Annotated in this window: 21 protein-coding genes, 1 tRNA gene, 2 pseudogenes and 1 riboswitch; of the genes and pseudogenes, 10 read left to right on the top strand and 14 right to left on the bottom strand. The window is 69.8% G+C overall.

Annotated features, from left to right (window positions below; translation table 11 throughout):
- Nucleotides 1-43: 43 nt before the first annotated feature.
- The 3 genes from LJB71_RS02960 to LJB71_RS02970 form a co-directional block, all read right to left on the bottom strand.
- Nucleotides 44-1,936: a TonB-dependent receptor gene (locus LJB71_RS02960; RefSeq protein ID WP_259303024.1), complete on the bottom strand. Its 1,893-nt coding sequence runs from the start codon at nt 1,934-1,936 to the stop codon at nt 44-46.
- Nucleotides 1,937-2,058: 122 nt separating this feature from the next.
- Nucleotides 2,059-2,285, bottom strand: a riboswitch (cobalamin riboswitch).
- A gap of 23 nt (nt 2,286-2,308) precedes the next feature.
- Nucleotides 2,309-2,686 (bottom strand): TfoX/Sxy family protein, encoded by a 378-nt coding sequence (locus LJB71_RS02965; RefSeq protein ID WP_259303025.1) that lies wholly within the window; start codon nt 2,684-2,686, stop codon nt 2,309-2,311.
- Nucleotides 2,683-3,168 carry a GAF domain-containing protein gene (locus LJB71_RS02970; RefSeq protein WP_259303026.1) on the bottom strand — a complete coding sequence of 162 codons (486 nt, stop codon included), beginning with the start codon at nt 3,166-3,168 and terminating at the stop codon, nt 2,683-2,685. The genes LJB71_RS02965 and LJB71_RS02970 overlap by 4 nt, the downstream gene beginning before the upstream one ends.
- Before the next feature lie 68 nt (nt 3,169-3,236).
- Here LJB71_RS02970 and bioD point away from each other — a divergent pair, with 68 nt between their 5' ends.
- Complete coding sequence (gene bioD / locus LJB71_RS02975; RefSeq protein WP_259303027.1) at nt 3,237-3,914, top strand: dethiobiotin synthase; 678 nt, start codon at nt 3,237-3,239, stop codon at nt 3,912-3,914.
- 71 nt (nt 3,915-3,985) lie between these two features.
- Here bioD and LJB71_RS02980 read toward each other — a convergent pair whose 3' ends face one another.
- The 4 genes from LJB71_RS02980 to LJB71_RS14490 form a co-directional block, all read right to left on the bottom strand.
- A complete protein-coding gene (locus tag LJB71_RS02980; protein WP_259303028.1) occupies nt 3,986-4,408 on the bottom strand; it encodes an efflux RND transporter permease subunit in 423 nt (140 codons plus the stop codon).
- On the bottom strand, nt 4,405-7,239 hold the full coding sequence (locus LJB71_RS02985; RefSeq protein ID WP_310649379.1) for an efflux RND transporter permease subunit: 2,835 nt from the start codon (nt 7,237-7,239) through the stop codon (nt 4,405-4,407). Before LJB71_RS02985 ends, LJB71_RS02980 begins: the two co-directional genes overlap by 4 nt.
- A gap of 20 nt (nt 7,240-7,259) precedes the next feature.
- Complete coding sequence (locus LJB71_RS02990; protein WP_259303029.1) at nt 7,260-8,450, bottom strand: efflux RND transporter periplasmic adaptor subunit; 1,191 nt, start codon at nt 8,448-8,450, stop codon at nt 7,260-7,262.
- A gap of 223 nt (nt 8,451-8,673) precedes the next feature.
- Complete coding sequence (locus LJB71_RS14490; protein WP_310649380.1) at nt 8,674-8,880, bottom strand: hypothetical protein; 207 nt, start codon at nt 8,878-8,880, stop codon at nt 8,674-8,676.
- Here LJB71_RS14490 and LJB71_RS14495 point away from each other — a divergent pair.
- On the top strand, nt 8,879-9,133 hold the full coding sequence (locus LJB71_RS14495) for a hypothetical protein (protein ID WP_310649381.1): 255 nt from the start codon (nt 8,879-8,881) through the stop codon (nt 9,131-9,133). The genes LJB71_RS14490 and LJB71_RS14495 overlap by 2 nt on opposite strands.
- A gap of 137 nt (nt 9,134-9,270) precedes the next feature.
- On the opposite strand, the pseudogene LJB71_RS03000 reads toward LJB71_RS14495, so the two are convergent.
- Nucleotides 9,271-9,762, bottom strand: a pseudogene (locus LJB71_RS03000) (RNA pyrophosphohydrolase); the annotation flags it as partial.
- A gap of 121 nt (nt 9,763-9,883) precedes the next feature.
- On the opposite strand from LJB71_RS03000, the gene LJB71_RS03005 reads away from it, so the two are divergent.
- Nucleotides 9,884-9,960: transfer RNA gene (locus tag LJB71_RS03005), tRNA-Met, on the top strand.
- Between the two features lie 96 nt (nt 9,961-10,056).
- Nucleotides 10,057-10,410: a 6-carboxytetrahydropterin synthase QueD gene (gene queD / locus LJB71_RS03010; protein WP_259303030.1), complete on the top strand. Its 354-nt coding sequence runs from the start codon at nt 10,057-10,059 to the stop codon at nt 10,408-10,410.
- A 16-nt stretch (nt 10,411-10,426) separates the two neighbouring features.
- Here queD and LJB71_RS03015 read toward each other — a convergent pair whose 3' ends face one another.
- From LJB71_RS03015 to LJB71_RS03025, 3 genes are read right to left on the bottom strand one after another with little or no spacing between them, the layout of a single operon-like run.
- A complete protein-coding gene (locus LJB71_RS03015; RefSeq protein WP_259304722.1) occupies nt 10,427-12,664 on the bottom strand; it encodes an ATP-binding protein in 2,238 nt (745 codons plus the stop codon).
- Nucleotides 12,665-12,708: 44 nt separating this feature from the next.
- Complete coding sequence (locus LJB71_RS03020) at nt 12,709-13,638, bottom strand: EAL domain-containing protein (RefSeq protein ID WP_259304723.1); 930 nt, start codon at nt 13,636-13,638, stop codon at nt 12,709-12,711.
- Nucleotides 13,631-14,401: a response regulator gene (locus LJB71_RS03025; RefSeq protein ID WP_259303031.1), complete on the bottom strand. Its 771-nt coding sequence runs from the start codon at nt 14,399-14,401 to the stop codon at nt 13,631-13,633. The genes LJB71_RS03020 and LJB71_RS03025 overlap by 8 nt, the downstream gene beginning before the upstream one ends.
- A gap of 269 nt (nt 14,402-14,670) precedes the next feature.
- Between LJB71_RS03025 and LJB71_RS03030 the strand changes: the two genes are divergently transcribed.
- The 4 genes from LJB71_RS03030 (at nt 14,671) to LJB71_RS03045 (ending at nt 17,584) form a co-directional block, all read left to right on the top strand.
- Entirely contained in the window at nt 14,671-15,321 is a 651-nt protein-coding gene (locus LJB71_RS03030) for a DUF6776 family protein (protein WP_259303032.1), read from the top strand.
- Between the two features lie 70 nt (nt 15,322-15,391).
- Nucleotides 15,392-15,766, top strand: a complete 375-nt coding sequence (gene erpA / locus LJB71_RS03035) for an iron-sulfur cluster insertion protein ErpA (protein WP_259303033.1) — start codon at nt 15,392-15,394, stop codon at nt 15,764-15,766.
- Nucleotides 15,763-16,692 carry an NAD(+) diphosphatase gene (gene nudC, locus LJB71_RS03040; protein ID WP_259303034.1) on the top strand — a complete coding sequence of 310 codons (930 nt, stop codon included), beginning with the start codon at nt 15,763-15,765 and terminating at the stop codon, nt 16,690-16,692. Before erpA ends, nudC begins: the two co-directional genes overlap by 4 nt.
- Nucleotides 16,693-16,702: 10 nt before the next feature.
- A complete protein-coding gene (locus LJB71_RS03045) occupies nt 16,703-17,584 on the top strand; it encodes a hypothetical protein (protein ID WP_259303035.1) in 882 nt (293 codons plus the stop codon).
- A 218-nt stretch (nt 17,585-17,802) separates the two neighbouring features.
- Here the strand turns inward: LJB71_RS03045 and LJB71_RS03050 are convergent.
- Together LJB71_RS03050 and LJB71_RS03055 are read right to left on the bottom strand one after the other, a co-directional pair.
- A pseudogene (locus LJB71_RS03050) lies at nt 17,803-19,703 on the bottom strand (MFS transporter).
- A 43-nt stretch (nt 19,704-19,746) separates the two neighbouring features.
- Entirely contained in the window at nt 19,747-21,111 is a 1,365-nt protein-coding gene (locus LJB71_RS03055; RefSeq protein WP_259303036.1) for a M28 family metallopeptidase, read from the bottom strand.
- Between the two features lie 228 nt (nt 21,112-21,339).
- On the opposite strand from LJB71_RS03055, the gene LJB71_RS03060 reads away from it, so the two are divergent.
- Nucleotides 21,340-24,168, top strand: coding sequence for a DNA methyltransferase (locus tag LJB71_RS03060; RefSeq protein WP_259303037.1), 2,829 nt, complete (start codon nt 21,340-21,342; stop codon nt 24,166-24,168).
- Here the strand turns inward: LJB71_RS03060 and LJB71_RS03065 are convergent.
- On the bottom strand, nt 24,122-25,231 hold the full coding sequence (locus LJB71_RS03065; protein ID WP_259303038.1) for a Fic family protein: 1,110 nt from the start codon (nt 25,229-25,231) through the stop codon (nt 24,122-24,124). The two genes, LJB71_RS03060 and LJB71_RS03065, sit on opposite strands and share 47 nt — an antisense overlap.
- A 301-nt stretch (nt 25,232-25,532) precedes the next feature.
- Here LJB71_RS03065 and LJB71_RS03070 point away from each other — a divergent pair, with 301 nt between their 5' ends.
- Nucleotides 25,533-26,351 (top strand): NYN domain-containing protein, encoded by an 819-nt coding sequence (locus LJB71_RS03070; RefSeq protein ID WP_259303039.1) that lies wholly within the window; start codon nt 25,533-25,535, stop codon nt 26,349-26,351.
- The last annotated feature ends 34 nt before the right edge of the window (nt 26,352-26,385 follow it).

Raw genomic sequence — 26,385 nt, forward strand, 5'->3', positions numbered from 1 at the left:
GGGCGGAGCCGGCCGCGTGCCGGCCGGCTCCGCATGGCGTGGCTCACTCGTCCTGCCAGCGCAGGCTCAGGGTGTATTCGCGCCCCGGCTGCGGGTAGTACGCGCTGGTCTGGTAGCGCTTGTCCAGGGCGTTGCTGACGTTCGCCTGCAGCGTCCAGCCGTGCGCGAGCCGGCGGGTGACGCGTGCGTCCAGCGTCGCATAGCCGCCCACGCGCAGGGCGTTGGCCACATCGTCCCAGCGCGCGGCCTGCGCGATCCCGCTCAGGCCGAAGCTCCACGCGCCGGCCTCGCGGTCCAGATCCAGGCGCGCGCTGCGCGGCGCGCGGCGAGGCAGGAGGTGTCCGTGGTTGCTGCCGGGGCTCTCGTTGCGGGTCTGCAGCCAGCCGAGCTGGCCGCGCGCCGACCATGCGCCCCACTGCGCCTGCCCGGTCAGCTCCAGCCCGCGGATGCGCGCGGAATCGATGTTGGCGGGCTTGCCGAGCACGGCGTCGTAGGCGATCAGATCGCGGATGCGGGTCTGGTAGGCGTTGGCCTGCAGACGCCAGTCCGCGCCGCTGCGCGCCAGCGACAGCTCGCTGCTGCGCGCGGTTTCCGGACGCAGCAGGGGGTTGCTGAAGCCGGGGTAGTACAGCTCGTTGAAGGTGGGCGCCTTGAACGCGGTGCCGTGGCTGGCGGTGATACGCCAGCCGCCACCGAGGTCGCGGCCCCAGGCGAGGTTGCCGGTGGTGTGGCCGCCGAACTGGTCGTTGTCGTCATGGCGCAGGGCCAGCTGCAGATGCTGCTGACCGCCGGTCACGGCGGAGTCGCCCTGGTACTGCGCGAACAGGCCGCGGTTGCCGCGGGTGCGCGCGAACGGCGCCCACGGATCGCTGACATTGGCGGCATCGCGCAACCAGTCCAGGCCCGCGCTCAGCCGCTGGCCCCGGGCCAGGGTGAGATCGCCCTGCAGGCTGGCGCTGTCGCGGTGGGTGGCGAAGCGGTTGCTGAACACCTTGCCCAGGTAGTTGCGGGAATCGTCGGTATTGCGCCCGGCGCTGAGTTTGAGCTGCAGCGCCCGGGTCGGCGTCCAGCGCAGGCTTCCGCCGACCACCTGCTGGACGATGTCGGAGTTGTCCACGTAATCGCCGTCGTAGTCGTTGTGGCCGTCGGCGCGGAAGGCGCGCGCATCCAGCTGCCAGCCGTCGGCCGGCGCGAAGTCCGCGCGCAGGCTGGCGCTGTGGTTGCGGTAGCCGTCGCGGTCGAGGTGGGTGCCGGGCACGATGAAGCAGCCCGCGCCGTTCCAGGTCAGCGGATCGAAATACCCGGTGCAGGCATTGATGCCGTCGGTGCGCTGGTGCGCCACGTCCACGCCGATGCCGCCGCGCGCGCCGTGCAGGTCCAGCCCGGCGCTGGCCTCGCGCAGGCCGTGGCTGCCGGCCGCGATCCGCGCGCGCGCATGGGTGCCGCGGGCCGTGTCGCGGCGGGTGAAAATCTGGATCACGCCGCCGATCGCGTCCGCGCCATACAGCGAGGAGCGCGGCCCGCGCACGATCTCGATGCGCTCGATCAACGCCAGCGGGATGTCCTGAATCGCCGCCAGGCCGGAGGTCGGCGAGCCGATGCGCACGCCGTCCACCAGGAACAGGGTGTGGTCGGATTCGGTGCCGCGCAGGAACAGGGTGCTCAGCTTGCCCAGCCCGCCCTGGTTGACGATGTCGATGCCGGGGCGCCCCCGCAGCAGCTCGGGCAGGGAATGCGCGCCGCTGGCGTCGATCTGCGCGCGGTCGATCACTTCCACCGCCGCCAGCGAGGCCTCCACCGTGGTCGGGGTGCGGGTGGCGGTGACGATCACGCGGTCGAGGGTCTTGGCCTCGTCGGCGCGCGCCGCCAGCGGCAGTGCGGCGGCAAGCGCCAAGGGCAGGATGGCGAGAGTGTGGTGCGGGAGTCGGGATTGCATGGATGAAGTCTCCGGCGCGCACGCCCGCGCGCCCTGGGATGGTGGGCGATGGCCATGCGGGGGAGCGCGACGGACACGGCGGCCAGCAAGGCGCGCACAGGCCGCGCGATGCCCTCCGCATCGTCACCAGACATGCCTGGGGCCGGTCTCCGGGCTTGCGCGCGGAACATCGCGGAGATGTTCCCCGCCAGCGCCTTCCCATGCGGATGCACAGTGGCCGATGCTGGCGTCGTCACGCTTACCGTTGCGGGGGCAGCGCCGGACTGGCGGCGCTCGCGCGTCGCGTCACCGGCTTCCCGTTTCAACCTGCCGGCTGCACCGGCGGGTCACCTCAAGCGCGCATAGTGTAGCGCCTGCACCGGCCGCAAGCGGTCAGTCGTCTGCGGCGGCGGGGCTGCGCTCGTCGTCGAACAGGGCCAGCCCCGGCGCCATGCCCGCGGCCTCGTGATGGGTGGTGGTGACCGGCGCGGCGGCGGGGCGCCCGCGCGGCGGCGGCAACTGCGCGATGGCAGCTTCGGCGGCCTGCACCAGTTCCGCGCGGCGCACGTCAGGCACGTCCTGCCAGTGGCAGTCGGCCAGCGCGCCTTCCAGCGCGTACAGCAGGTTCAAACTGGGCTTGAAGCCGGCGCGGCGCACCTTGACGTAGGCGCCCACTGCGCCTACCGCGGCCAGTTCCTCGGGCGTGCGCAACCCCACCTGGCGCAACCAGGCCGCGGATTTCGGGCCGATGTTGCGCAGCTTCAGGGTCACCCCAGCGATTCCAGATAGGCCGCGGCGATCGCCTCCAGCCCGCGCTGGTCGTCGCCGTCGAAGCGCGCCGGCAGCGGGCTGTCGAGGTCGAATACGCCGAGCAGGGTGTCGCCTCGGTACAGCGGCACCACCAGCTCGGAGCGGCTGGCGGAATCGCAGGCGATGTGCCCGGGGAAGGCGTTCACGTCGTCCACCCGCTGGGTCTGGCGGGTGCGCGCGGCGGCACCGCACACGCCCTTGTCCAGCGGGATGCGCACGCAGGCCGGCAGGCCCTGAAACGGGCCGACCACCAGCTCGCGGCCGTCGAAGAAGTAGAAGCCCACCCAGTTCAGGTCGGGCAGCGCGTGGTAGACCAGCGCCGACAGGTTGGCGGCGTTGGCGATGCGGTCGCATTCGTCATGCAGCAGGGCGCGCGCCTGCTCCAGCAGCTGCGCATAGCGTTCCGGCTTGGTGCCGGTGAGAGGCGGAAAGGAGAAGCTCATGGGGCCAGTGTAGCAATGCCGGCCCGGGCAGTAACATCGCGCCCGTCCCCACGGCGTGGAATCGCCCCATGCACGCGTTCTATATCACCGGCACCGACACCGGCATCGGCAAGACGCTTTCCAGCTGCGCGCTGCTGCACGCGCTGCGCGCACGCGGGCTGCGCGCGGCCGGGATGAAGCCGGTGGCCAGCGGCTGCGAGCGCATCGACGGCGCCTGGCGCAACGCCGACGCGCTCGCCCTGCAGCGCGCGGGTGAACCCGGGATCGCCTATACCGACCTCAACCCGTTCGCGCTGGAGCAGCCGCTGGCGCCGGAGCTGGCCGCGCGCGATGCCGGCATCGAGGTGACGCTGGCACCGATTCTGGCGGCCCATGCGCGGCTGGCGGCGCGGGTGGACGCGCTGGTGGTGGAGGGCGTCGGCGGCTGGGCCGCGCCGCTGTCGGCCAGCCTGATGCAGGCCGACCTGGTGCGCGCGCTGCGCCTGCCGGTGGTGCTGGTGGTGGGCCTGCGCCTGGGCTGCCAGAACCACGCCCTGCTGAGCGCGCGCGCGATCGCCGCCGACGGCCTGCACCTGGCCGGTTGGATCGGCTCGCAGGTGGACCCGGCGATGGCGCGGGTGGAGGACAACCTCGCCATCCTGCGCGCGCGCCTGCCGGCGCCGTGCTGGGGCGTGCTGCCGTATGCGCCGGATGGCGATCCGCAGGCGCTGGCCGCGCACCTGCGCGTGTCGACGCTGGCCGCCTAGCGGCGCCTCGCGCGCAAACGCAAACGCCCGGGCAGGCCCGGGCGTTTGCGTGAGTGGCCATGCGCGCCGGTTCAGTCCCGTGGCGGCGCGGTGGTCAGCGGGGCTTCGCCGAAGGCGTCCACCTCGGCCTGTTCGGCGTCCGGCTTGCGGTCGTGCGCATGGTCGCGCGCCAGGTACAGGTAGAACGCCGGCAGCACGAACAGGGTGAACAGGGTGCCGATGGTCATGCCGGAGGCGATTACCACGCCCATCGAGAAGCGCGAGGCCGCACCCGGGCCCTTGGCCAGCAGCAGCGGGATCATCGCGAACACCAGCGCGGCGGTGGTCATCAGCACCGGGCGCAGGCGGATGCCGGTGGCCTGCTCGATCGCTTCGCGCTTGGACAGGCCCTGCTCCTGCAGCCTGTTGGCGAACTCCACGATCAGGATGCCGTGCTTGGAGATCACGCCGATCAGGGTCACCAGGCCGACCTGGGTATAGATGTTGATGCTCATCCCGGGAAGGCCTCGATCCCGGCGAACTGCAGCACGTTGGCCACCAGCGCCAGCACGTTCAGCGCAAGCAGCGCGCCGCTGATCGCCATCGGTACGGTCAGCAGCATGATCAGCGCGTCGCGGAAGCTCTCGAACTGCGCCGACAGCACCAGGTAGATCACGAGCAGCGCCAGCACCAGGGTCAGCAGCATGGCCGAGCCCTCCTGCTTGAACTGCCGCGATTCGCCGGCGTAGTCCACGCTGTACCCCTGCGGCAGCACGTCCTTGGCGGCCTGGTCCAGGATCGCCAGCGCCTCGCCCTTGGTGACGCCCGGGCGCGGCGCGAAGGTGATGGCCACCGCGTTGAGCTGCTGGAAGCGCTTCAGCGACTGCGGCTGGGTGCTCTCCTTGAGGGTGACGATGGTGGACAGCGGGATCAGCTGGCCGTCGCGGGTGCGGGTGTAGTAGTTCTCGAGGTCGTGCGCGTTCAGCCGGCGCTGGCGCTCGACCTGCGGGATCACCCGGTACGAGCGGTTCTGCATCGAGAACAGGTTGGTGTAGCCGCCGGCCAGCATCGCCGACATGTCGGCGGCGAGGGTGCGCATGTCGATCCCGAGGGTGGCGGCCTTGTCGCGGTCCACCACCACCTCGATCTGCGGCTTGTCGATCTTCAGGTCCTTGTCGAGGAAGATGAAGCGGCCGCTGGCGCGGGCCTTGGCCAGCACCGCATCCGCCAGTTCGGATAGCTGCGACAGCTCGCCCACGCCGCCGATGATGAACTCGCCGCCGCTGGCGCCGCCGCCGGCGCTGGGCAGCGAGGGCGGCACCAGCGAGAACACGTTGAGGCCGGTCACCTGCGCCAGCTTCGGCTGCAGTTCCTGCTGTAGCACCTGGTTGGTGGAGCGGCTGCGCTGGCTCCACGGCTTGAGCACGAAGCCGCCCATCGCCATCGGGCTGGCGCCGCCGCCACCGCCGCCGAAGCCGCCGTTGAACAGGAAGCGGTCCTGCACCTCCGGCACGCCCTTGGCGATCCGGTTGATCTCGGCGGTATAGCGCTCGACGTAGTCGAGGGTGGCGGTGGGGTCGGCGCTGGCGACCGAGAAGATGAAGCCCTCGTCCTCCAGCGGCGCCTGTTCCTTCGGCGCGGTGCTGTACAGGAACACGCAGCTGACGAGCACGATCAGGCCGAACGCGGCGATCACCGATTTGGTTTCCAGCGCGCCATGCAGGCGCCGCTGGTAGGCCTGGCGCAGCGCTTCGAAGCGGCGGTCCAGCCAGTCCTCGAGCCGGCTCTTGGGGTGCTCGGGGTCGTGCGCCTTGAGGATGCGCGAGCTCATCATCGGGGTGAGGGTGAGCGCGATCACGCCGGACAGCAGCACCGCGCCGGCCAGGGTGAACGCGAACTCGGTGAACAGCACGCCGGTCAGGCCGCCCTGGAAGCCGATCGGCAGGTACACCGCGACCAGGGTGGTGGTCATCGCCACCACCGGCCAGGCCAGCTCGCGCGCACCGCGGATGGCGGCATCGTACGGCGACATGCCTTCCTCGATGTGGCGGTGGATGTTCTCCAGCACGATGATCGCATCGTCCACCACGATGCCGATCGCCAGCACCATCGCCAGCAGGGTGAGCAGGTTGATCGAGAAGCCCAGCACCAGCATCAGGAACAGCCCGCCGATCAGCGACAGCGGGATGGTGACCGCCGGGATCAGCACGCTGCGCAGCGAGCCCAGGAACAGGTAGATCACCACGATGACGATGACCAGCGCCTCGATGATGGTGCGGATCACCTCGTTGATGGCGTCGTTGATCGCCTCGGTGCTGTCATAGGGAATGGTGGCGGTGATGCCCTGCGGCAGCTGCGGCACGATCTGGCTGTCCCACAGCTTGCGCACGGCCTTGATGACCTCCAGCGAGTTCGCATCGGGCGCGACGTAGATGCCCATGAACGTGGCGGCCTCGCCGTTGATCCGCACCGAGGTGCCATAGCTCTCCGAGCCCAGCACCACGTCGGCGACGTCGCCGAGGCGCACGATCGCACCGTCCTGCTCGCGCACGATCAGCTTGCGGAACTCGTCGGCATTGCGCAGGTCGGTGCGCGCGGTCATGTCGATCGCCACCATCTGGCCCTTGGTGGAGCCGACCGCCGCCAGCACGTTGTTGGCTTGCAGCGCATTCTGGATGTCGCTGCCGGTGACCTTGAGCGCGGCCATCTTCTCCGGCTTCAGCCAGATGCGCATGGCGAAGGTGCCGGCGCCCAGGATCTCGGCGCGCTGCACGCCGGGCACGGTCACCAGCTTGGGCTGGATCACCCGGGTCAGGTAGTCGCTGATCTGGTTGTTGGTCAGAGTGTTGCTGGCGAAGGAAACGTACATCGCCGCGATCTGCTCGCCCTGCTGCAGGTCGATCACCGGATCCTGCGACTGCGGCGGCAGCTGGCCGCGCAGCTTGTTGACCTTGGCGCTGATCTGGGTCAGCACCTGGTTCGGATCCTTGTCCATCCGGATGTAGGCCTGGATGCTGCTGACCCCGGCCGAGCTGGTGGAGGCGATGTAGTCGATTCCCTCGGCGCTCGCGATCTCGCGCTCCAGCGGAGTGGTGATGAAGCCCTGGATCAGGTTGGCGTCGGCGCCGTAATAGGCGGTGGTGACGTTGACCACCGCATTGCGCAGCTCCGGATACTTGCGCACGTTCAGTTCGCTGAAGGCGCGCAGGCCCAGCAGCAGGATGAACAGGCTGACGACCATCGCCAGCACCGGCTTGCGGATGAAGATGTCGGTGAACTTCATGAGGATGTCCTGGAGACGACGGCAGGCTAGGAGCAGGCTAGGAGCGGACCGGAGGCGCCGCATGCCCAGCGCGGGGTGGCTCCTTACCTGTTCTGCACCTGTGGGTGCAGGTCGGCGGCCGGCTGCACGCGGTTGTTGATGGTCACCTCGGCGTCGTTGCGCAGCTTCAGCAGGCCGGAGGTGACCACCGTCTCGCCGGCTTTCAGGCCGTCGCTGACCGCGATCAGGTCGCCGCGGGTGGCGCCGGTCTTGACGAAGCGTTGGGTGACGATGAACTTGTCGCCGGTCAGCGGCTTGCCCTGCATGTCGGTCTCGCCCGGCTTGCGCGCGGTCTTGGTCACCACGAACACACTGTTCCCGTAGGGGTTGAAGCTGACCGCGGTCTGCGGGATCACCACCACGTCGCGGGCGCCGCCAAGGCTGAAGCCGACCCGGGCGAAGCTGCCCGGGCGCAGCGTGCCGTCCGGATTGCGCAGGGTGGCCTGCACGCCGAAGTTGCGCGTGCTGGAATCCACCAGCGGCTCCACGGCGGTCACCTTGCCTTCGAATACCTTGCCGGGCAGGGCGTCCACGCGGGCGGTCACCGCAGTGCCGGGTGCGACCTCGTCGATCATCTGCTCGGGCAGGCTGAAGTTCACATAGATCGGATCCAGCTGCTGCAAAGTGACGATCGGCGCGCCCGGCGCCACGTACTGGCCCAGGTTCACCTGGCGGATGCCGAGCACCCCGGAGAACGGCGCGCGGATGGTCTTCTGTGCGATCAGCGCCCGCTGCGCCTCGGCCTGCGCACGCGCGCTGGCGGCAGCGGTCTGCTTCTGCTGCACGTCGTCCTTCGACACCAGCTGATCCTGGCCCAGCCGGGTCCAGCGCCCGGCCTGCACCTGCGCCAGCGTCGCCGCGGCGTCCAGCGCCTTCAGCGTGGCTTCCTCGTTGGCGGTGTTCAGGCGCACCAGCACGTCGCCGGCGCGCACCGGCTGCCCGGCCTGGAACTCGATGCTGCGGACCACGCCGCCGGACTCGGTGGTGACGTTGGTGCCGTTCACCGCGACCAGGGTGCCGACCGCCTGGTTGTCGCTGCTCCAGCGCTCGGTCTTCGCGGTGTAGGTGCTCACCGCCACCGCCGGCTGCGGCATGTGGTCGAAGAACGCATTGGTCTTGCGGGCGAACACCGCCTTGACCAGAAATACGCCGCCGAACACGACCAGCACGCCGGCCAGCATCAGGATCCAGCGCAGCGGAGCGTTGGGCTTGGAGCGGGATGGGGTAGGGGACATGGCGAGATTCCCGGGGGGGTGGAAGAGGGGCGCGCAAGCGTAGCACGCTTAATGTACTTTCCGGTACACATATTGCCGGGCGCGCGCTGCCCTGTATGGAGGGCGCCGGCGGCCGGATCGCCAGACACAAAAACGCCCGGCAGCGGGGCTGCCGGGCGCAAACGCGCCGAACCGGAGGGGGATCGTGTCCGGCGGTATTCCGGAGTGGAATGCGATTGCGGGCTTACTTGGCGGCCTTGGCGCCGGCCTTGGCGGCCTTCTCGACTTCGGCCTTGACCTGCGCGCCGGCCAGCTCGAACTGGCTCTTGGCCAGCTCGCCGATCGCCTCGTGGGTCTTCAGGGTGTGCGCGAAGGCTTCCTGCATGGCGCCCAGGCTGCGCTCGGCATTGGTGCGGGCGACCTGCAGACCCTTCGGCCACACCGTCTTCATGGCCTCGGCATCGCGCATGTCCACCAGCTCGCCGGCGAAGGCGAAGGTGGCGTTGATGTTTTCCTCGAGCCGCGGCCAGGTGCAGGCCGAACGCCTTCTCGGCATTGGCCAGGGCCAGGCGGTTGATGTTGGCGGCCGCCTCGGCGAACTGGCCGGCGGTCTTGCTGAACTGCTCGTTGAGGTTGAACTGGTACATGGCGGTCTCCTGCGTGGCGATCCGGCAGGCATTGCCGGTTTGTGCGCTGCAGCATAACCGTCGTTTTGTTGCGATGCAACATGCGCGCTGGCCGTGGCGACGGACGGTTGTCCTGCGTTCAGGTGCACGCCAGGCCTGCGGGCCGCGGATCAGCGCTGGCGCAGCCGTTGCGGGGCGCCGGGCGCCGGCTCGGGAACGGCCTGCGGCCCCGCCACCGCACGCGCCAGCGGCGCCAGGTAGTGCAGGGCGCGGGTATAGACGTTGCGCTTGAACGGCACCACGTGCGCCAGCGGGTACCAGTAGTCCACCCAGCGCCAGTCGTCGAATTCCGGCGTGGTGGTCAGGTCCAGGCGCAGGTCGCGCTCCTGGCCGCGGAAGCGCAGCAGGAACCACACCTGCTTCTGGCCGATGCACACCAGCCGGTCGCGGTGGCGGATCGCGTGCGGCGGCAGCCGGTAGCGCAGCCAGCCGGGCGTGGCGCCCAGCACCTCCACATGTTCCGGCAACAGCCCGGTTTCCTCGCGCAATTCGCGGTGCATCGCCTCCAGCGGGGTCTCGTCGGTGTGGATGCCGCCCTGTGGGAACTGCCAGCCGTCGCGACGCACCCGGCGCGCCCAGAACAGGCGGCCGTCTTCCTGCATCAGCACGATGCCGACGTTGGGGCGGAAGCCGTCCGGATCGACCACGAGGCGGACTCCATGCAGCAAGCGATGGCCCGACTGTGCCAGCCGCCGCCGGGGTGGGCAAGCGCCCGCGCGGCGAATTGACGCGGGCCGGGGGGATCAGGATAATGCCCGGCTCTGCGTTGGCTATGTAGCTCAGCCGGTTAGAGCACAGCACTCATAATGCTGGGGTCGGTGGTTCGAGTCCACCCATAGCCACCAACGCGGCCACCAACGCGCAGCCGCTCGCAACCCCGCATCCTGGCGGGGCTGCGCGTTTCCGGCCCCGCGTGGCCCCGGCTCCGGCATGCCCCCCGCATGGACATCTACAAGACCTTCACCCTCGAAGCCGCGCACCGGTTGCCGAACGTGCCGGCCGGGCACAAGTGCGCGCGCCTGCACGGGCATTCGTTCGGGATCGAGCTGCACGTCAGCGGCGAGCCTGGCGCGGACACCGGCTGGGTGATGGATTTCGCCGACCTCAAGGCCGCCTTCCAGCCGCTGTACGAGCAGCTGGACCATCACTACCTCAACGACATCGAGGGCCTGGAAAACCCCACCAGCGAGCGCCTGGCGATCTGGATCTGGGAGCGGCTGAAGCCGCGGGTACCGCTGCTGTCGGCGGTGGTGGTGCGCGAAACCTGCACCTCGGGCTGCCGCTACAGCGGCTGACGCGCGGGGCGGGCGGTCAGGCCGGCACCTTGCCAGCCTGCTGCGCCTGCAGCGCCGCGCGCACGCGCGCGAACTCGGCGACGATGGCCGCCACCGCGGCCGAAGGTTCGGACAAGGTGCCGTCGCGCGCGCCGTGTTCGAGATCGCGTGCGGCGTTCGACAGCGTGGTTGCGCCGACGTTGGCGCTGGACGACTTCAGGGTATGCGCGGCCACCCGCAGCGCGATGGGGTCGTTGGAGACCGCGGCGCGCTCCAGCTGCGCGATCAGGCGCGGGGCGTCCTCCAGGTAGACCGCGATGATCTTGTCCACCTCGGCGCCGAGGACTTCGCGCAGCTCGCCCAGCACCCCGCCGTCGAGCACCGGCGGCGAGCGTTCCGCCAGCTCGGCGGGCGACGGCAGGCTGGCGGGCACCGGCATGCGGGTGCCGCGCCAGCGCGCGATGCATTGCTCCAGCTCGGCGCGGGTGACCGGCTTGGCCAGGTAGTCGTCCATGCCCGCGTCCAGGCACTTCTGACGGTCGCCGGCCATCGCGTTGGCGGTCATCGCCACGATCGGCATGCGCCGCGCGGTCGGCCGCTGCTGCTCGAGTTCGCGCCACTTGCGGGTGGCGGCATAGCCGTCCAGCACCGGCATCTGGCAGTCCATCAGCACCAGGTCGTAATCGCCGGCCTCGAGTTTCTCCAGCGCCACCTGGCCGTTGCCGGCGGTGTCGCACTCGGCGCCCAGCACCTGCAGCAGGCGCTGCGCCACCATCAGGTTGACCGGATTGTCCTCCACCAGCAGCACCCGCGGTGCCTGCGTGCCCGCCGCCGGGGCCCCGCCGGCGCCGCGTCCGGTCGGGGCCGGGTGCGGGTCGTGATGCGCCCACGAGACGCCGGAAGCGGACAGCGCCGCGCGCAGGTCGGCGTCCTCGACGTGGCGCGGGATGATCGTGGCCGAGACCGGCAGGTCGAGCGAAGTGATTTCGTCGCCGCGCAGGTACACCAGGCGCACATCGCCGTACTGCTGGCGGCGTTCCATGTTGCGCGCCAGCGACAATGCGGTGCTGCGGATGCTGGAGAGGTCCGCCAGTACCACCGAGAAGGTCCACGGCTCGCCCTGCGCGTGCGCCTGGCGCAGGCGCTCCAGCGCGTCGTGGGTGTTCTCCACGGTGGTCACGCGGAGGCCCCAGTTCGGCAGCAGCATGGTCAGGCGCATGCGCAGCCGCGGATCGGTGGTGATCAGCAGCACGCGCCCGCCGTGCAGGTCCTCCTGCTGGGTGGGCATGTCGCCGGCGACCTTCAGCAGCGGCACCTCGAACCAGAAGGTCGAGCCCAGCCCCGGCTGCGACTCCACCCCGATCTTGCCGCCCATCAGCGCGACGATGCGCTGCGAGATCACCAGCCCCAGCCCGGTGCCGCCGTACAGCCGGGTGGTGGAGGCATCGGCCTGGCTGAATGGCTGGAACAGCTTGTCGCGAATGGCAGGTTCGATGCCGATGCCGGTGTCCTGCACCTCGACGCGCAGCAGGTGCTGGGCCGGGGTCTCGCCGACCCGCCTGACGGTGACGGTGACGCTGCCGCGCTCGGTGAACTTGATCGCGTTGCTGACCAGGTTGCTGATCACCTGGCGCAGGCGCACCGGGTCGCCGCGCACCGGCAGCCGCACCGAGGAGTCGATGTACAGGGTCAGGTGCAGGTTCTTGGCCGCGGCCGGCCGCTCCATCAGCGTGATCACGCTCTGCAGCAGCTCGCGCAGGTTGAACGCGGTGGTCTCCAGCTCCAGGCGGTCGGCTTCCAGCTTGGAGTAGTCCAGGATGTCGTCCACGATCCGCAGCAGCTGCTGCGCCGAGGCGATCGCAGTGCGCAGGATCTCCTGCTGGTCCAGGGTCATGCGCGAGCTGGTCAGCAGATCCAGCATCGGGATGATGCCGTTCAGCGGGGTGCGGATCTCGTGGCTCATGGTGGCCAGGAACTCGCCCTTGGCCATCACCGCCGCCTCCGCCGCCTGCTTGGCGCGGGTCAGCTCCTCTTCCAGTTTGGTATGGCGGTCGATCTCGCGTTGCAGCAGGCTGATCTCCTCCACGCTGCGCTCGGCCTGCTCGGCCTGTTCGCGCAGCTGGAGCTCGCGATTGCGCGCGGTCAGCGCATAGGTGGTGGTGCCAAACAGCGCCAGCAGGGCGAGGATGAGGGCAATGATCTGCCACGGACCCTGCACGCCCAGCTGCTCCACCACCAGCGCCAGCGCCGCGCCGGCGGCAGCGCCCAGGGCCATCCAGCGGGCGCTGGCAAGGGTCAGGCCCGAGCCGCGCGTGGCGTTCACAGGGTGGCGCTCCGGAAGTCGAACTCCAGCGCCTGGTCGGGATGCTGGACCAGGTTGCCCTGGATGAAGTCGATCCCGGCCACCCACAGCGCGGCCGCGGCCTGCGGGTCTTCCACCGCCTGCCCGATCACCTGCAGGCCGAGCCGGTGCGCGCGCTCGATCGCCATCCGCATTTCGTCCTGCAGCTCCGGCGGCAGCGGGTGGCGTGCGAATTCGGCGGACAGGCGCAGATAGCCCAGCGGCAGTTCCTGCAGCAGCTGGTTGGCGTCCTCGTTGCTGCGGAACTGGCTGAGGCAGAACTGCACCCCGGCCGGCACCAGCTGCTCGCAGACCTGGTGCAGCAGCACCACGTGGATCACCGCATCCTCCAGGCGCAGGTCGATCACCAGCGAGGGGCCATCCACCGCGTAGCGGTCCAGCGCCTCCTGCAGCCAGCCGACGTAGCTGTCCTGCGCCAGGGTGCGCGGCGACTGCGAGACGAACAGGCGCAGCGGCCGGCTTTCGGCGCGGCGCTTCTGCAGCAGCTGCAGCGCGTTTTCCATCACCCAGCGGTCGAGCTGCGGCATCAGCCCGCTGGCCTGCGCCGCGGGCAGGAACTCGGCGGCCTTGCGCACGTTGCCATCGGCGCCGGTCATCCGCAGCAGTACCTGGAACTGGGCCTCGTCGCCGCCGGCCACCGCCACCACCGGCTGGAATGCCAGGTACAGGCCCTGGCCGCCGGGCGCCAGCGCGGCGCGCAGCTCCTGCACCACGCCGGCATCGGCGGTGGTGTCGGGCGGGGTGTAGGCCGCGATTCCCACCGGCGAGGCGTGCGCCTCGCGCCCTGCGTCTTCGGCCGCGGCCAGCACCGCGCCGGCATCCTCGAAGCCGTGCTCGTAGGTGGTATAGCCGAGGGTGCAGCGCAGGCGCAGCGGCGCGTCATCCACCTGGAAATCGTGGTAGCCGATGCCGTCGCGCAGGGTGCGGGCGAAGGTGTCCAGCGCGCCGCGATCGAGGCCCTTGGCCGCGACCAGGAACGCGTTGTCGCTCAGGCGCGCGGTGGGGTGCTCGCCCGTCAAGGTGGCGAGGAAGCGCCCGGCGTCGGTCATCAGGGATTCGAAGGCGGCATACCCGTAGCGCGCGCGCAGCGCTGCGGCATTGCCGATCTCCAGCAGCAGTGCCCCCCGGTGCGCCGCTGGCAAGTTGGGCGGAGAGCGCCTTCATCAGCGCCGGGCGGGTATGCAGCCCGGTGACCGGATGGCGGTCGGATTCGGCCGGCGCCTGCAGGCTGCTGCGCAGCGCGCGCGCCCGGCGGACGCGGCTTTGCACCGCCACGATCAGGTGGCGCGGGCGCACCGGCTTGAGGATGAAGTCGTCGCCGCCCTGCTCCAGCACTTCCAGCTGGCGCTCGGGGTCCTGGTCGCCGGTCAGGAACACCACCGGGGTGTGTTCGAAGCGCGACAGCGCGCGGATCTGGCGGGTGAGCGCGGTGCCGCTGGTGCCGGGCAGGTGCAGGTCCATCAGCACCAGGTCGGGATCGAAGCGTTCCACCGCTTCCAGCACCCGCTCGGGCACCGCGACCACTTCCACCTGCATCCCGGCGCCGCGCAGGATCGCCTCGGCGAACACCGCCTGGCTGCGGTCGTCTTCGACGATCAGCACGCGGTAGGGAAGAGCATCGGCGGCGGTCGGGTCCTGCAGCGTGCTCATACAAGATCCTCCGCGGCCGGCGCAGGAAGGAGGGCGGAGGCGTTGGTGGTGCGGGAGTCCATCGGGCGGGGCAGCACGTCCATATTCGGTGATTCTGACGCAAAACGCCGGGAATGGAGGCCGCCGGCGCATCGAGGCGCCGCGCATTCCGGCGGGGACGCTGCCAGTCTATACGCCAATCCGGCTTGACGCAGTGATCGTGGCGATGCGATACCGCCGGCATGCCGCCCTCTTCGCCGCCACCGCGTCCGCGTGCCGGGCATCCGCGCTTGGCAGGCACGCTGTTGGTTGCCGCCGCCCTGCTGCTGGGCCTGTGGGGCGCCTGGCGCAGTTTCGCCCCGCAGCCGGCCAATGCGCGCGAGCAGCTGCAGGCGCAGGCGCGCCGGATCGCGGTGCTGGAACAGCGCAACGCGACCCTGGCGCTGGCCGACCGCATCAGCCGCGAGGCCAACGCCAGCCTGCAGGCGACCCTGGCCGAGCGCGACGAGGAGATTGCCGCGCTGCGCGCCGATGTCGCTTTCTACGAGCGCTTCGCCGGCAGCGCCCAGCGCCGCGGGTTGGGCGTGCATGCGCTGGTGCTGCAGCCGCAGCGGGATCCGCAGCTGTGGCATTTCACCGCCACCCTGACCCAGAACATCAATCGCGGGGCGGTCAATACCGGCCACCTGCAGCTGCAGGTGGAGGTCAGCGACGGGCGCCGTCTGCGCCGGCTGGAGTGGCCTGCCCTGGCGGCGCCGGCCGCCACTGCGGGCATTCCCTACGCCTTCAAGTACTTCCAGCAGGTGGAAGGCGACCTGGTGCTGCCGCGTGGCAGCAAGCCGGTGCGGGTGGTCGTGCGCCTGCTGCCGGAGGGCGGCGCGCCGCTGGAGCAGGCGTTCCCGTGGGCGGCGGTGGTGGCCCCGGCGCAGGCCGACGGGTGAGTGGTCGAGGGAAACCCTCGGGTCGAATCTTCGGGTTGAATCCACGCCGCCCGCGCCCCATGCTGTCGGCATGGATCTGCCCCTGCTCGAACCCGCCACGCCGCCGCTGCCGCCCGCTTCCCCGCTGCGTTTCACCGCCGCCGCCGCGGCCAAGGTGCGCGAACTGGTGGCGGAGGAGGGCAACCCGGCGCTCAAGCTGCGGGTGTACATCCAGGGCGGCGGCTGCTCCGGCTTCCAGTACGGCTTCGAGTTCGACGAGGGCCAGGAGCCGGACGACCTGGCGATCGCCACCGACGGCGCCACGCTGCTGGTCGATCCGCTCAGCCTGCAGTACCTGATGGGCGCCGAGGTCGATTACAGCGAATCGCTGGCCGGCGCCCAGTTCGTGATCCGCAACCCCAACGCCAGGACCACCTGCGGCTGCGGCAGCAGCTTCACCGTATGAGCCAGGCGCCGGCGGCGCAGGCGTGCCCGTTCGCCTTCGTGGACGGGGCGCTGGACCGCGCCGACCACCTGCGCAGCGATCCCGACGCGCTGGCCGCGCTGTGGCCGCAGGCCGGCGTGATCGCGCTGGACGCGCGCGGGCAGGCGCCGGTGGATGCGCGCGGGCAGCTGCTGGAACTGCCTGCCGCCGGAGTGGCCGGTGGCCCGCAGGATGGCACCTTCCTCGGTCTGCGCGACGGGCGCGCCTGGTTCCTGACCGAAGCCGCCGCGCCCGCGGCCGCCGGCTGGCTGGACCTGCGCAGCGCCGCCGCGCAGTGGCCGGCCTGGCAGTCCACCCTGTTCGCGCAGGCGCGCGCGCTGCAGCACTGGCACCAGCGCTACCGCTACTGCCCGGCCTGCGCCGGCCCGCTGCGGCTGGCGCGCGGCGGCTGGCGGGGCGTGTGCGCTGCCTGCGGCAGCGAGCACTATCCGCGCACCGACCAGGCCATGATCGCCGCCATCACCGACGGCGAGCGCCTGCTGCTGGCGCGCCAGGCCAGCTGGCCGCGCCGGCGCTGGTCGGTGCTGGCCGGCTTCGTCGAACCCGGCGAGACCCTGGAGCAGACCGTGGTGCGCGAGGTGATGGAGGAAACCGGCGTGCGCGTACATGCGCACAGCGCGCGCTACCTGGCCTCGCAACCGTGGCCGTTCCCGGGCGCGCTGATGCTCGGCTTCATCGCCCACGCCGAACCCGACCCGCCGCAGCCGGGAGAGGAAATCGAGGCCGCGCGCTGGTTCAGCGCCGGGGAGGTGCGCGCGGCGCTGGCGCGCGACTGGAACGCTGCCGACGGCCCCGGTGACGAGATCGTGCTGCCGTCGCCCATCTCCATCGCCCGCCACGTGATCCAGACCTGGCTGGACGAATACGCCGCCGCCCGCGCCGGCTAGACTGGCAGGCATGGCCATCACCCTGCTCGCGGTCGTCATCGCCCTGGCCCTGGGCCATCTGGCGCCGGGGCTGGCGGCCCGCGTGCGCCGCTTCGACGCCTACCGCGACTGGCTGCACTGGCCGGGGCCGCGCCTGCCGGCGGCGCTGTACCTGCTGCTGGCGCCAGGCCTGCCGGTGCTGGCGATGGGGGTCGTGCAGCTGGGCCTGCGTCCGCTCGGCTGGGGCCTGCCCAGCCTGCTGCTGGGGATCGCCGTGCTGTTCTGGTGCTGGGGCCCGCGCGATCTCGACCGCGACGTGGCGGCGGTGCTGGCGGCCCCGGACGAGGCCGCCCGCCGCGCCGCCGCCGCCCGCCTGTGGCCGCCGGCGGGCGCGCCGGCCGATGCCGGGGCCTGCGTCGAGGCGGTGTTTCGCGGCGCGCGCCGGCGCTGGTTCGGGGTGCTGTTCTGGTTCTGCCTGCTGGGGCCGGCGGGCGCGCTGCTGTACCGGCTGGCGGCGCTGGCGGCGGAAGACCTGGCCGAGGCGGTGCCGGCGGCGGTGCAGCCGCTTGCGCGCACCCTGCTGGCGCTGCTGGACTGGCCGGTGACCCAGCTGATGCTGCTGGCGCTGGCGGTGGTGGGCGATGCCGCCGCGGTCGCCGCGGCCTGGCGCCGGCCCGGCGCGTTCGGGCTGCAGGGTGGCCTGCTGGGCGCGGCGGCGCGCGCCAGCGTGCGCACCGACATCGCCGCGGAAGTGGCCGATTACACCGCCTCCGGTATCCCTGCCGAGACCGCGCTGGCCGAGGTGTTCGGCCCGCTGCCGGAGCTGCGCGAGGCGATGAACCTCATCTGGCGCATCCTGTTGCTATGGCTGGTGGTGCTGGCCCTGTTCGTGGTGGCCGGCTGGGTGGGCTGAGGCCGGCCGTGTGCCGAATGCGCCGTTCGCCCTGAGCCTGTCGAAGGGCGGTGCGGGGGTGTGGGGTTTGCCGGTTCCCGTCCGTGGTTCGACAGGCTCACCACGAACGGGAATGGCGGGCTCGCCACGAACGGGATTCCGGGTCCGCCGCGAACGGGAATGGCGGCCCCGCTGCGAACGGGAATTGCGGGGCGCTGCGGAGGCGGGATGGCGCCGTCCTACGCCGCATCCCCGCGCAGGGCGCGCACCTGCGCTTCCAGCAGGGCGGCGCTGGCGGCGTGGCCGGGGATCGGCGCGCCGGCGGCGACTTCGATGTGCGCGCGCAGCCGGCGCGGCAGGCGCATGCGGCCCAACCGTGAATCGCGCCGGCTCCACATGCTGCCCCACATGCTGCGCAGCGCCAGCGGCACCACCGGCACGTCCTGCCCGCGCGGCGGCGCGCTGCAGGATCTTCTCCACGCCCGACTTGAACGGCGCGATCTGCCCGTCCCTGGTCAGCGCGCCTTCCGGGAAGAGGCACACCAGCTCGCCCTCGGCCAGGGCCGCGTCCACCGCGTCGAACGCGCGCTGCATCACCTCCGGGTCCTCGCGCGCGCCGGCGATCGGGATCGCCCTGGCGGTGCGGAAGATCCAGCGCAGCACCGGGATATCGAAGATCTTGTAATACATCACGAACCGCATCGGGCGCGGGATGCTGGCCGACAGGATCAGCGCGTCCATGTAGCTGACGTGGTTGCACACCAGCAGCGCCGCGCCCTCGTCCGGCACGTGGTCTTCAATACCGTGCAGCTTCACCCGGTACAGCGTGCGCACCAGCAGCTCAGCTCAAAAAGCGCATCAGGAACTCGGGCACGATCGTGAAGATATAGACCGCCCCCAGCGTGTTGGCGATCGCCAGCGCCAGGAACACCTGCGGGATGGTCCAGCCGAGCAGGCGTTGCAGGGCCAGCCCGATGAGCGCGGCGGCGACGATGAACATCGCGTTCTGGATGTTCATGCCGGAGATCACCCGCGCCAGCTCGTTGCGCGGCGTGCGGCTCTGGATCAGCGCGAACAGCGGCACCACGAAGAAGCCGGTGAACACCCCGATGCCGACCAGGTCGACCATGATCCGCAGGCTGCCCGGCGCGCGCGCGAACTCCGGCACCGACAGCCCGTGCGCCAGCGCCTGCCCGGGACGGGCGAAGTACAGGTCGAGCAGAAACGCGCTGATGCCGAATGCGCCCAGCGGCACCAGCCCGATTTCCACCGTGCGCGCGGACAGCTTTTCACAGGAAATCGAGCCGATGCCGACGCCCACCGAGAACAGCGCCAGCGCGAAGATGTAGAGGTTCTGGGTGCCGCCCAGGTTGGCCTGCGCGTACACCGGCAGCTGCGCGGTGAGCACCGTGCCCACGAACCAGAACCAGCTCACGCCCAGCACCGCGTTGCGCACCGCCAGCTGCCGGCGCGTCAGCTGCCAGATGCGCCAGGACTCGCGCAGGATGTTCCAGTCCACCTTCAGGCTCGGGTCGCCGGCGTCCACCTTGGGGATGCGCCGCGCCACCGTGTTGCCGGCGATCGCCAGCAGCACCACGGTCGCCGCCGCCAGCTGCGGGCCGTGCGCGCCGGCCAGCTGGAAGATCAGCCCGCCGGACACCATCCCCAGCAGGATCGCCACCGAGGTGCCCATCTCCACCAGCCCGTTGCCGCCGGTGAGCTCCTCTGGCTTGAGCACCGAGGGCAGGATCGAATACTTCACCGGCCCGAACAGGGTGGACTGCACCCCGGTGCCGAACAGCGCCACCAGCAGCACCGGCATGCTCTGCAGCAGGAAGCCCACCGCCGCCAGCGACATCACCGCGATCTCCATCGAGGTGGTGATTACGATGAGCTTCTGCTTCTCCAGCTTCTCCGCGATCTGCCCGGCGCTGGCCGAGAACAGGAAGAACGGCAGGATGAAGACCGCCGGCGCCAGGTTCGCGTACAGCCCCATCTCGGCGCTGCCCACCGCCATGTACGCCAGCAGCCCGATGATCGCCTGCCGGTACACGTTGTCGTTGAACGCGCCCAGCGCCTGCACCGTGAAATACGGCAGGAAGCGGCGCTGCCGGAGCAGGTCGAACTGCGAGTGGGCCATGGCGTCCCCCGGATGGATGCGCGGAGGATAGCGGAAGCCCGCGTCAGTACCCGCCGAAGCTGCCCGCCGCGCCGGGGAACACCACCGGGCTCTCGCTGCCGTCCTTGGCCACCGCGGCCACGCCGAAGAAATAATCGTCGATCACCACGTTCTGCAGCGTGGCCGAGGTCACGTCCCCGACCCAGCGGCTGTGCGTCCACTGCGGCTCCGTCGTCAGCCGCCAGTACACGCGGTAGCCGGCCAGATTGGACGCCTGCGCGGCGGGCGGGCGCGCCCATTTCAGGGTGGTGTCGGGGCTCACCGCACCTGCGATGCGCACATCCGCGGGCGGCGGCGGTGCGGAGGCGAGCGCGGCCAGCGTCACCACGTTGAGCGCGGTGAGCCTGGCGGCATAGGTGAAATCCACACCATCGAGGGTGTCGCCGTAGCGGCGGCCGTTCTCCACCCGCACGTCCTGGTGCTGGCGGTCGTAGTGCTCGTGCGCCTCCATCACCCGCACGGCCGGATAGCCCTGCTCGTTGAACGGGCGGTGGTGGCCGCCGCGGCCGAAGCGGTCCAGCCGGTACACCAGCCGGACGTCGAGGTTGGGCACATGCCGGGCCATGCGCGCGATGTAGCGCGCCAGATTGCGGCTGGGCGAATCCAGCTCGCCGCCGGTGAAGCGGCGTGCGCGTGCCTCCTCCGCGGTCTCGGTGGCGCGCGTGCCTTCCGAGAACACCCGCGCGGTGTGGTTGTCGATCACGCCGTCGATTCCGGCGATGTTGCCGATCATGTCGTTGTTCAGCACCGCCTCGACCCGCCAGCCCTGGCGCCTGGCCTCCGCGGCGAGGAACTTGCCGCCGTACAGGCCCTGCTCCTCGCCGGACAGCGCCGCATACACGATGGAGCCGGCGAAGCGGTGCTGGCTCAGCACCCGCGCGGCTTCCAGCACGCCGGCCAGGCCGCTGGCGTTGTCGTTGGCGCCGGGCGCATCGGAGGTGGCATCCATCACGTCGCTGGCGCGCGAATCGATGTCGCCGCTCATGATCACGTAGCGGTTGGGGTCCACGCTGCCGCGCTGGATCGCGATCACGCTCACCACCTCCACCGGGCCGGGGATGCGCGGCTCGCCCTGCACCGTGCCGCTCACGTAGCGCACCTCCAGGCAGCCGCCGCAGGATTTGGAGATGCGGGTGAACTCGTCGAACACCCAGCGCCGGGCGGCGCCGATGCCGCGCGTGGGGGATGCCGTGTCCGACAGCGTGTGGCGGGTGCCGAAACCCACCAGCGTGCGCACGTCGCGCTCGATGCGGGCCGCTGACGGCGCCGTTCCCAGGGCATCCAGCAGCGGCAGGTCGGCCGGCGGTGGCGGTGTCTGCGCGACGGCGGCGGTGGTCAAGCCGAGCAACAGCAGTGCGAGTTTGCGCATGGCGATAGCCGTGAGCGGATGGATGCGCGAAGAATAGCCGGAGACGCGCGCCCTTGCGGCGCGGCCGGGGCCGCCGTGCGTGGCGCGCCTGTCGAACCACCGGCGGCAACCGGCGAGCCCGCGCCCACCGCACCGCGCTGATCGACAGCGCAGCCCGCACCAGCATGCCGTGATTCCGGCGCAAACCGGAGCCGTGAACGGCTATCCTCGCCGCAGGAGGGACAAGGAATGCCACTGAGCCTCAACGAAATCCGCGAGCGCGCCCGTACGTTCGCCAGGGAATGGGCGGACGAAACCAGCGAGCGCGCCGAGGCGCAGAGCTTCTGGAACGAGTTCTTCAACGTGTTCGGCGTCAACCGCCGGCGCGTGGCCGTGTTCGAGCAGAAGGCCGCCCGCTTCAGCGGCAGCCGGCATGGCCGCATCGACGTGTTCTGGCCCGGCGTGATGCTGGCCGAACACAAGAGCCAGGGCCGCGACCTCGACGCCGCGTTCGAGCAGGCCACCGACTACTTCGCCGGGCTGAAGGACGCCGAACTGCCGCGTTTCGTGCTGGTCTCCGACTTCCAGCGCTTCCGCCTGCACGATCTGGAAACCGGCGAGCGCACCGACTTTCCGCTGGCCGAGCTGCCCAGACAGATCGGCCGCTTCGGCTTCATCAGTGGCTACCAGACGCGTACGTACAAGGAGGAAGACCCCGTCAACGTGCAGGCCGCCGAGCGCATGGGCCGGCTGCACGATGCGCTGAAGGCGGCCGGTTATGACGGCCACGCGCTGGAACTGCTGCTGGTGCGGCTGCTGTTCTGCCTGTTCGCCGACGACACCGGCATCTTCCCGCGACAGAGCTTCCACGAGCTCATCGCCCAGCGCACCCGCGAGGACGGCAGCGATCTCGGCATGTGGCTGGGGCGCATTTTCCAGGTGCTCGACACCCCGCCGGGCAAGCGCCAGACCACGCTGGACGAGCAGCTGGCGGAACTGCCCTACGTCAACGGCCGGCTGTTCGAGGAACGCCTGCCGCTGGCGGACTTCGACGCGCCGATGCGCGCGCTGCTGCTGGATGCCAGCACGCTGGACTGGAGCCGCATCAGCCCGGCCATCTTCGGGGCCATGTTCCAGTCGGTGATGGACGCCAAGGCCCGCCGCCACCTGGGCGCGCACTACACCAGCGAGAAGAACATCCTCAAGCTGATCGGCCCGCTGTTCCTGGACGGCCTGAAGGCCGAGCTGGACAGGGCCGGCCATGACGCGAAGAAGCTCGCGCAGCCACACCGCACGCTGGCCACGCTCACCTTCCTCGACCCGACCTGCGGCTGCGGCAATTTTTTGGTGATCGCCTACCGCGAGCTGCGCCTGCTGGAGCTGGACATCCTCAAGCGCCAGTTCGCCACCCAGCAGTCGGTGCTGGCGCACGTGCAGGACCACGTGCTGGTGGACGTGGACCAGTTCTACGGCATCGAGATCGAGGAGTTCCCGGCGCAGATCGCGCAGGTGGCGATGTGGCTGATGGACCACCAGATGAACCTGCGCGTGTCCGAGCAGTTCGGCGAGAACGTGGTGCGCCTGCCGCTGAAGAAGTCCGCCACGATCGTGCACGGCAATGCGCTGCGGATCGACTGGAACGAGGTGGTGCCGGCGGAGACGCTGAGCTACATCCTGGGAAATCCGCCGTTCGTCGGTTCGAAACTGATGAGCGTTGCGCAGCGCAAGGACCTGCTGGCCGTGGCGGGCACGCTGAAAGGCGCCGGCATCCTCGACTTCGTCAGCGCGTGGTATCTCAAGGCGGCCGCGGCGATGCAGGCCAATCCGCGGATTCGGTCGGCGTTCGTCTCCACCAACTCCATCACCCAGGGCGAGCAGGTGGGCGTCCTGTGGGGCGAGCTGCTGCGGCGTGGCTGCCGCATCTTCTTCGCCCACCGCACCTTCCGCTGGAACAACGAAGCGCGCGGCGTGGCGGCGGTGCACTGCGTGATCGTGGGCTTTGCGCTGGGCGAGGTGACGCCCAGGCAGCTGTTCGACTACGAGGACATCACCGGCGAGCCGCACCGCCTGCTGGCGGGCAACATCAATCCGTATCTGGTGGATGCACCGGATGTGCTGCTGCCCAATCGTCGCGGAAGTCTTATGGACGTGCCGCAGATCGCATTCGGAAGCATGCCTAATGATGGTGGGAATTTGTTGCTTTCGGATTCGGAGAGGGAAGAACTGCTTGCGCGTGAACCGGCAGCGGGAAAGTGGATCCGCAAGTTCTTGGGTGCAGATGAGTTCATCAACGGTACGCTGCGCTGGTGTATCTGGCTGCTGGACATTGCGCCATCAGAACTAAGGGCTTTGCCTTTAGTTGCAAAGCGAATTGCAGCAGTTAAAGCCTTGCGAGAGGCAAGCAGTCGTCCGACTACGCGCGAGCTAGCCGCCTATCCAGCCCTTTTTGGTGAGGTGCGTCAGCCTGCTGAAAGTTACATCTTGGTGCCGCGCCACACTTCGGAAAATCGAAAGTTCATTCCACTTGGATTCGTCCCGCCAGAGGTCATCTGTGGCGATAGCAATATGTTGGTTCCGACGAGTTCGCTGAGTCACTTCGGCATCATGCAATCCACCATGCACATGGCCTGGGTGCGCACCGTCTGCGGTCGCCTGAAAAGCGACTACCGCTACTCCGCCGGCATCGTCTACAACAACTTCCCCTGGCCTGAACTGGGCGACGACGACAAACACCGCGCCGCCATCGCAGCCGCCGCCCAGGCCGTCCTCGACGCCCGCGCGCAGTTCCCCGAGGCGACGCTGGCCGACCTCTACGACCCGCTGACCATGCCACCTGCGCTGGCGAAGGCCCACGCCGCGCTGGACAGGGCCGTGGACGCCGCCTACCTCGCCGCCGAAAAGGCCGCCGGCCGCAAGCCGCCGAAACTTTCCACCGACGCCGAGCGCGTGGCCTTCCTGTTCCAGCGCTACCAGGCGCTGACCAGCCTGCTGCCGGTGGCGAAGCCGAAGAAGCCCGCGCGCCAGCTGCCCGTTATTGCGCCCCCTCCACCATCTCCGATTTCGTCAGGATCGCATTGAGCGCCTGGTTGATGTAGTAATTCGAACGCCCCAGCTTCACCTTCTGCACGAAGCCGCCGGCCGTCAGCGCATCCAGGTACTTGGTGGCGGTGAGCCGCGAAACCTTCAGGTCGCGCTCCACGAAGTCGATCTTGGTATACGGGTGGTTGAACAGGTTGTTGATCAGGTCCTGGCTGTAGAACCTGTACTCCGCGCGGATGCGATGCTTGTAGTCCAGCAGTGCGGCCTTGATGTCGGTGACGGTGCCCAGGGTCTGGCGCGCGGTCTGCTCGATGGCGGTGAGCATGTACAGCACCCATTCCTGCCACGCCTCGGGTGCGTCCGCCTGTTCGCGCACGGCCTGCAACAGGCGGTAGTAGTCCGGCTTGGTGCGCACGATGTGGCGGGACAGGTACAGCACCGGGATGTCCAGCAGCCCCTTCTGCATCAGGTACAGTACGTTGAGGATGCGGCCGGTGCGGCCGTTGCCGTCGTAGAACGGATGGATGCTTTCGAACTGGTGATGGACGATGGCCATCTTGATCAGTGGGTCGGCATCGAAGCGTTCATCGTCGTTGATGAAGCTTTCCAGGTCGCGCATCAGGGCGACCACCTCGTTCGCATCCTGTGGCGGGGTGTAGACCACCTGGCCGGTCGCGCTCCTGAGCGAGGTGCCGGGCAGTTTGCGGAAGCCGGCGTTGTTCTTTTCCAGCTCGGCCTGGATTTCCAGCAGATGGTTGGCGGTGAGCAGGCCGGTCTGCTTGATCCGATCGAAGCCGATGCGCAGCGCCTGCACGTAATGGCGCACTTCCTTGGCGGCCGGTTTGGCCAGTGTGTCCGGGAAGGCATCGCCGCGGAACAGCTCGTCATGGGTGGTGACGATGTTCTCGATGGCGGAGCTGTCCTTGGCTTCCTGCAGGGTCAGGGTGTTGAGCAGGATGCCCTGGTTGGGGATGGATGCCGCCAGGCCTTTCAGCTCGGCCAGTCGCCGCGCGGCTTCCATGGCTTTTTTCAGCAGGGCGGTGGTTTCGAAGTCGGCCGCGTACAGCCGGCTGAGCGGGCCCAATGGAGGCGGCGCGTTCACGCGGCCCCCTCGCTTGGCGGCGGGCACGTGCATGCAAAAACGGGCGCAGCTATACAGATGCATTGCGATATGTATAGGAAACATGGTGTTTCTATACATGTTTCCGTTGCGGTACGCCAGCTTAGGACGCCAGCGGCCACCCGGATGGGCGCGCTTGGGCGGATCCACCCGCACATTATCCGGCTACCTCCGGGAATGGATGGCACGCAGTGCCTGCTGCTGAAGACCGCCGGTGCGCAGGCTGCGATACGCATAATGCATCCGAGGTGATACTAGGTGACGTCAGCGCCCGGGAGACCCCATGAAACCTCGCACCCACGTGGCCCATGACGATGGCCAGCGCCGGCTGGCGGTGCTGATCGATGCCGACAACGCGCAGGCCGCGGTGATCGAGGGCCTGCTGGCGGAAGTGGCCAAGTACGGGCTGGCCAGCGTGAAGCGCATCTATGGCGACTTCACCACCCAGCAGCAGGCGCAGTGGAAGAAGGTGCTGCTGAAGCATTCGATCAGCCCGGTGCAGCAGTTCGCCTACACCAGCGGCAAGAACGCCACCGACAGCGCGCTGATCATCGACGCGATGGACCTGATGTACACCGGCCGCTTCGATGGCATGTGCCTGGTCTCCAGCGACAGCGATTTCACCCGGCTGGCGCAGCGCCTGCGCGAGGAGGGGCTGACGGTGTACGGCTTCGGCGAGCACAAGACGCCGGACCCGTTCGTGCAGGCCTGCGACAAGTTCATCTACACCGAGGTGCTGCGCGCGGAGGCGCCGGAGCCGGCACCCGCCGCCAAGCCGGCCGCGGAGAAGCCGGCCGCGAAGCCGAAGCCCGCGCCGGAGCCGGCGCCATCGCCTGCGGCATCGCCCGCGAAAGCCGGGCCGCTGCCGCTGCCGCTGGAGCTGCTGCGGCAGGCCATCGAGGAGGCGTCCGACGACGAGGGTTGGGCGCACCTGGGCGCGATGGGCGCCTACCTCAACAAGATCAAGCCCAATTTCGATCCGCGCCTGTACGGGCAGAAGAAACTCAGCGACCTGCTGCGCAAGCATCCCAGGCATTTCAGCGTGATCGAGCGCGAGAGCGGCGGGGGCGGCAAGGCGCTGTACGTCAAGGCGCTGGGCTGATGCAAAAACACCGGGCCGCGGCCCCAGGAGAGGC

The sequence above is a fragment of the Thermomonas sp. S9 genome, from assembly GCF_024704365.1.
Classification (GTDB): Bacteria; Pseudomonadota; Gammaproteobacteria; order Xanthomonadales; family Xanthomonadaceae; genus Thermomonas.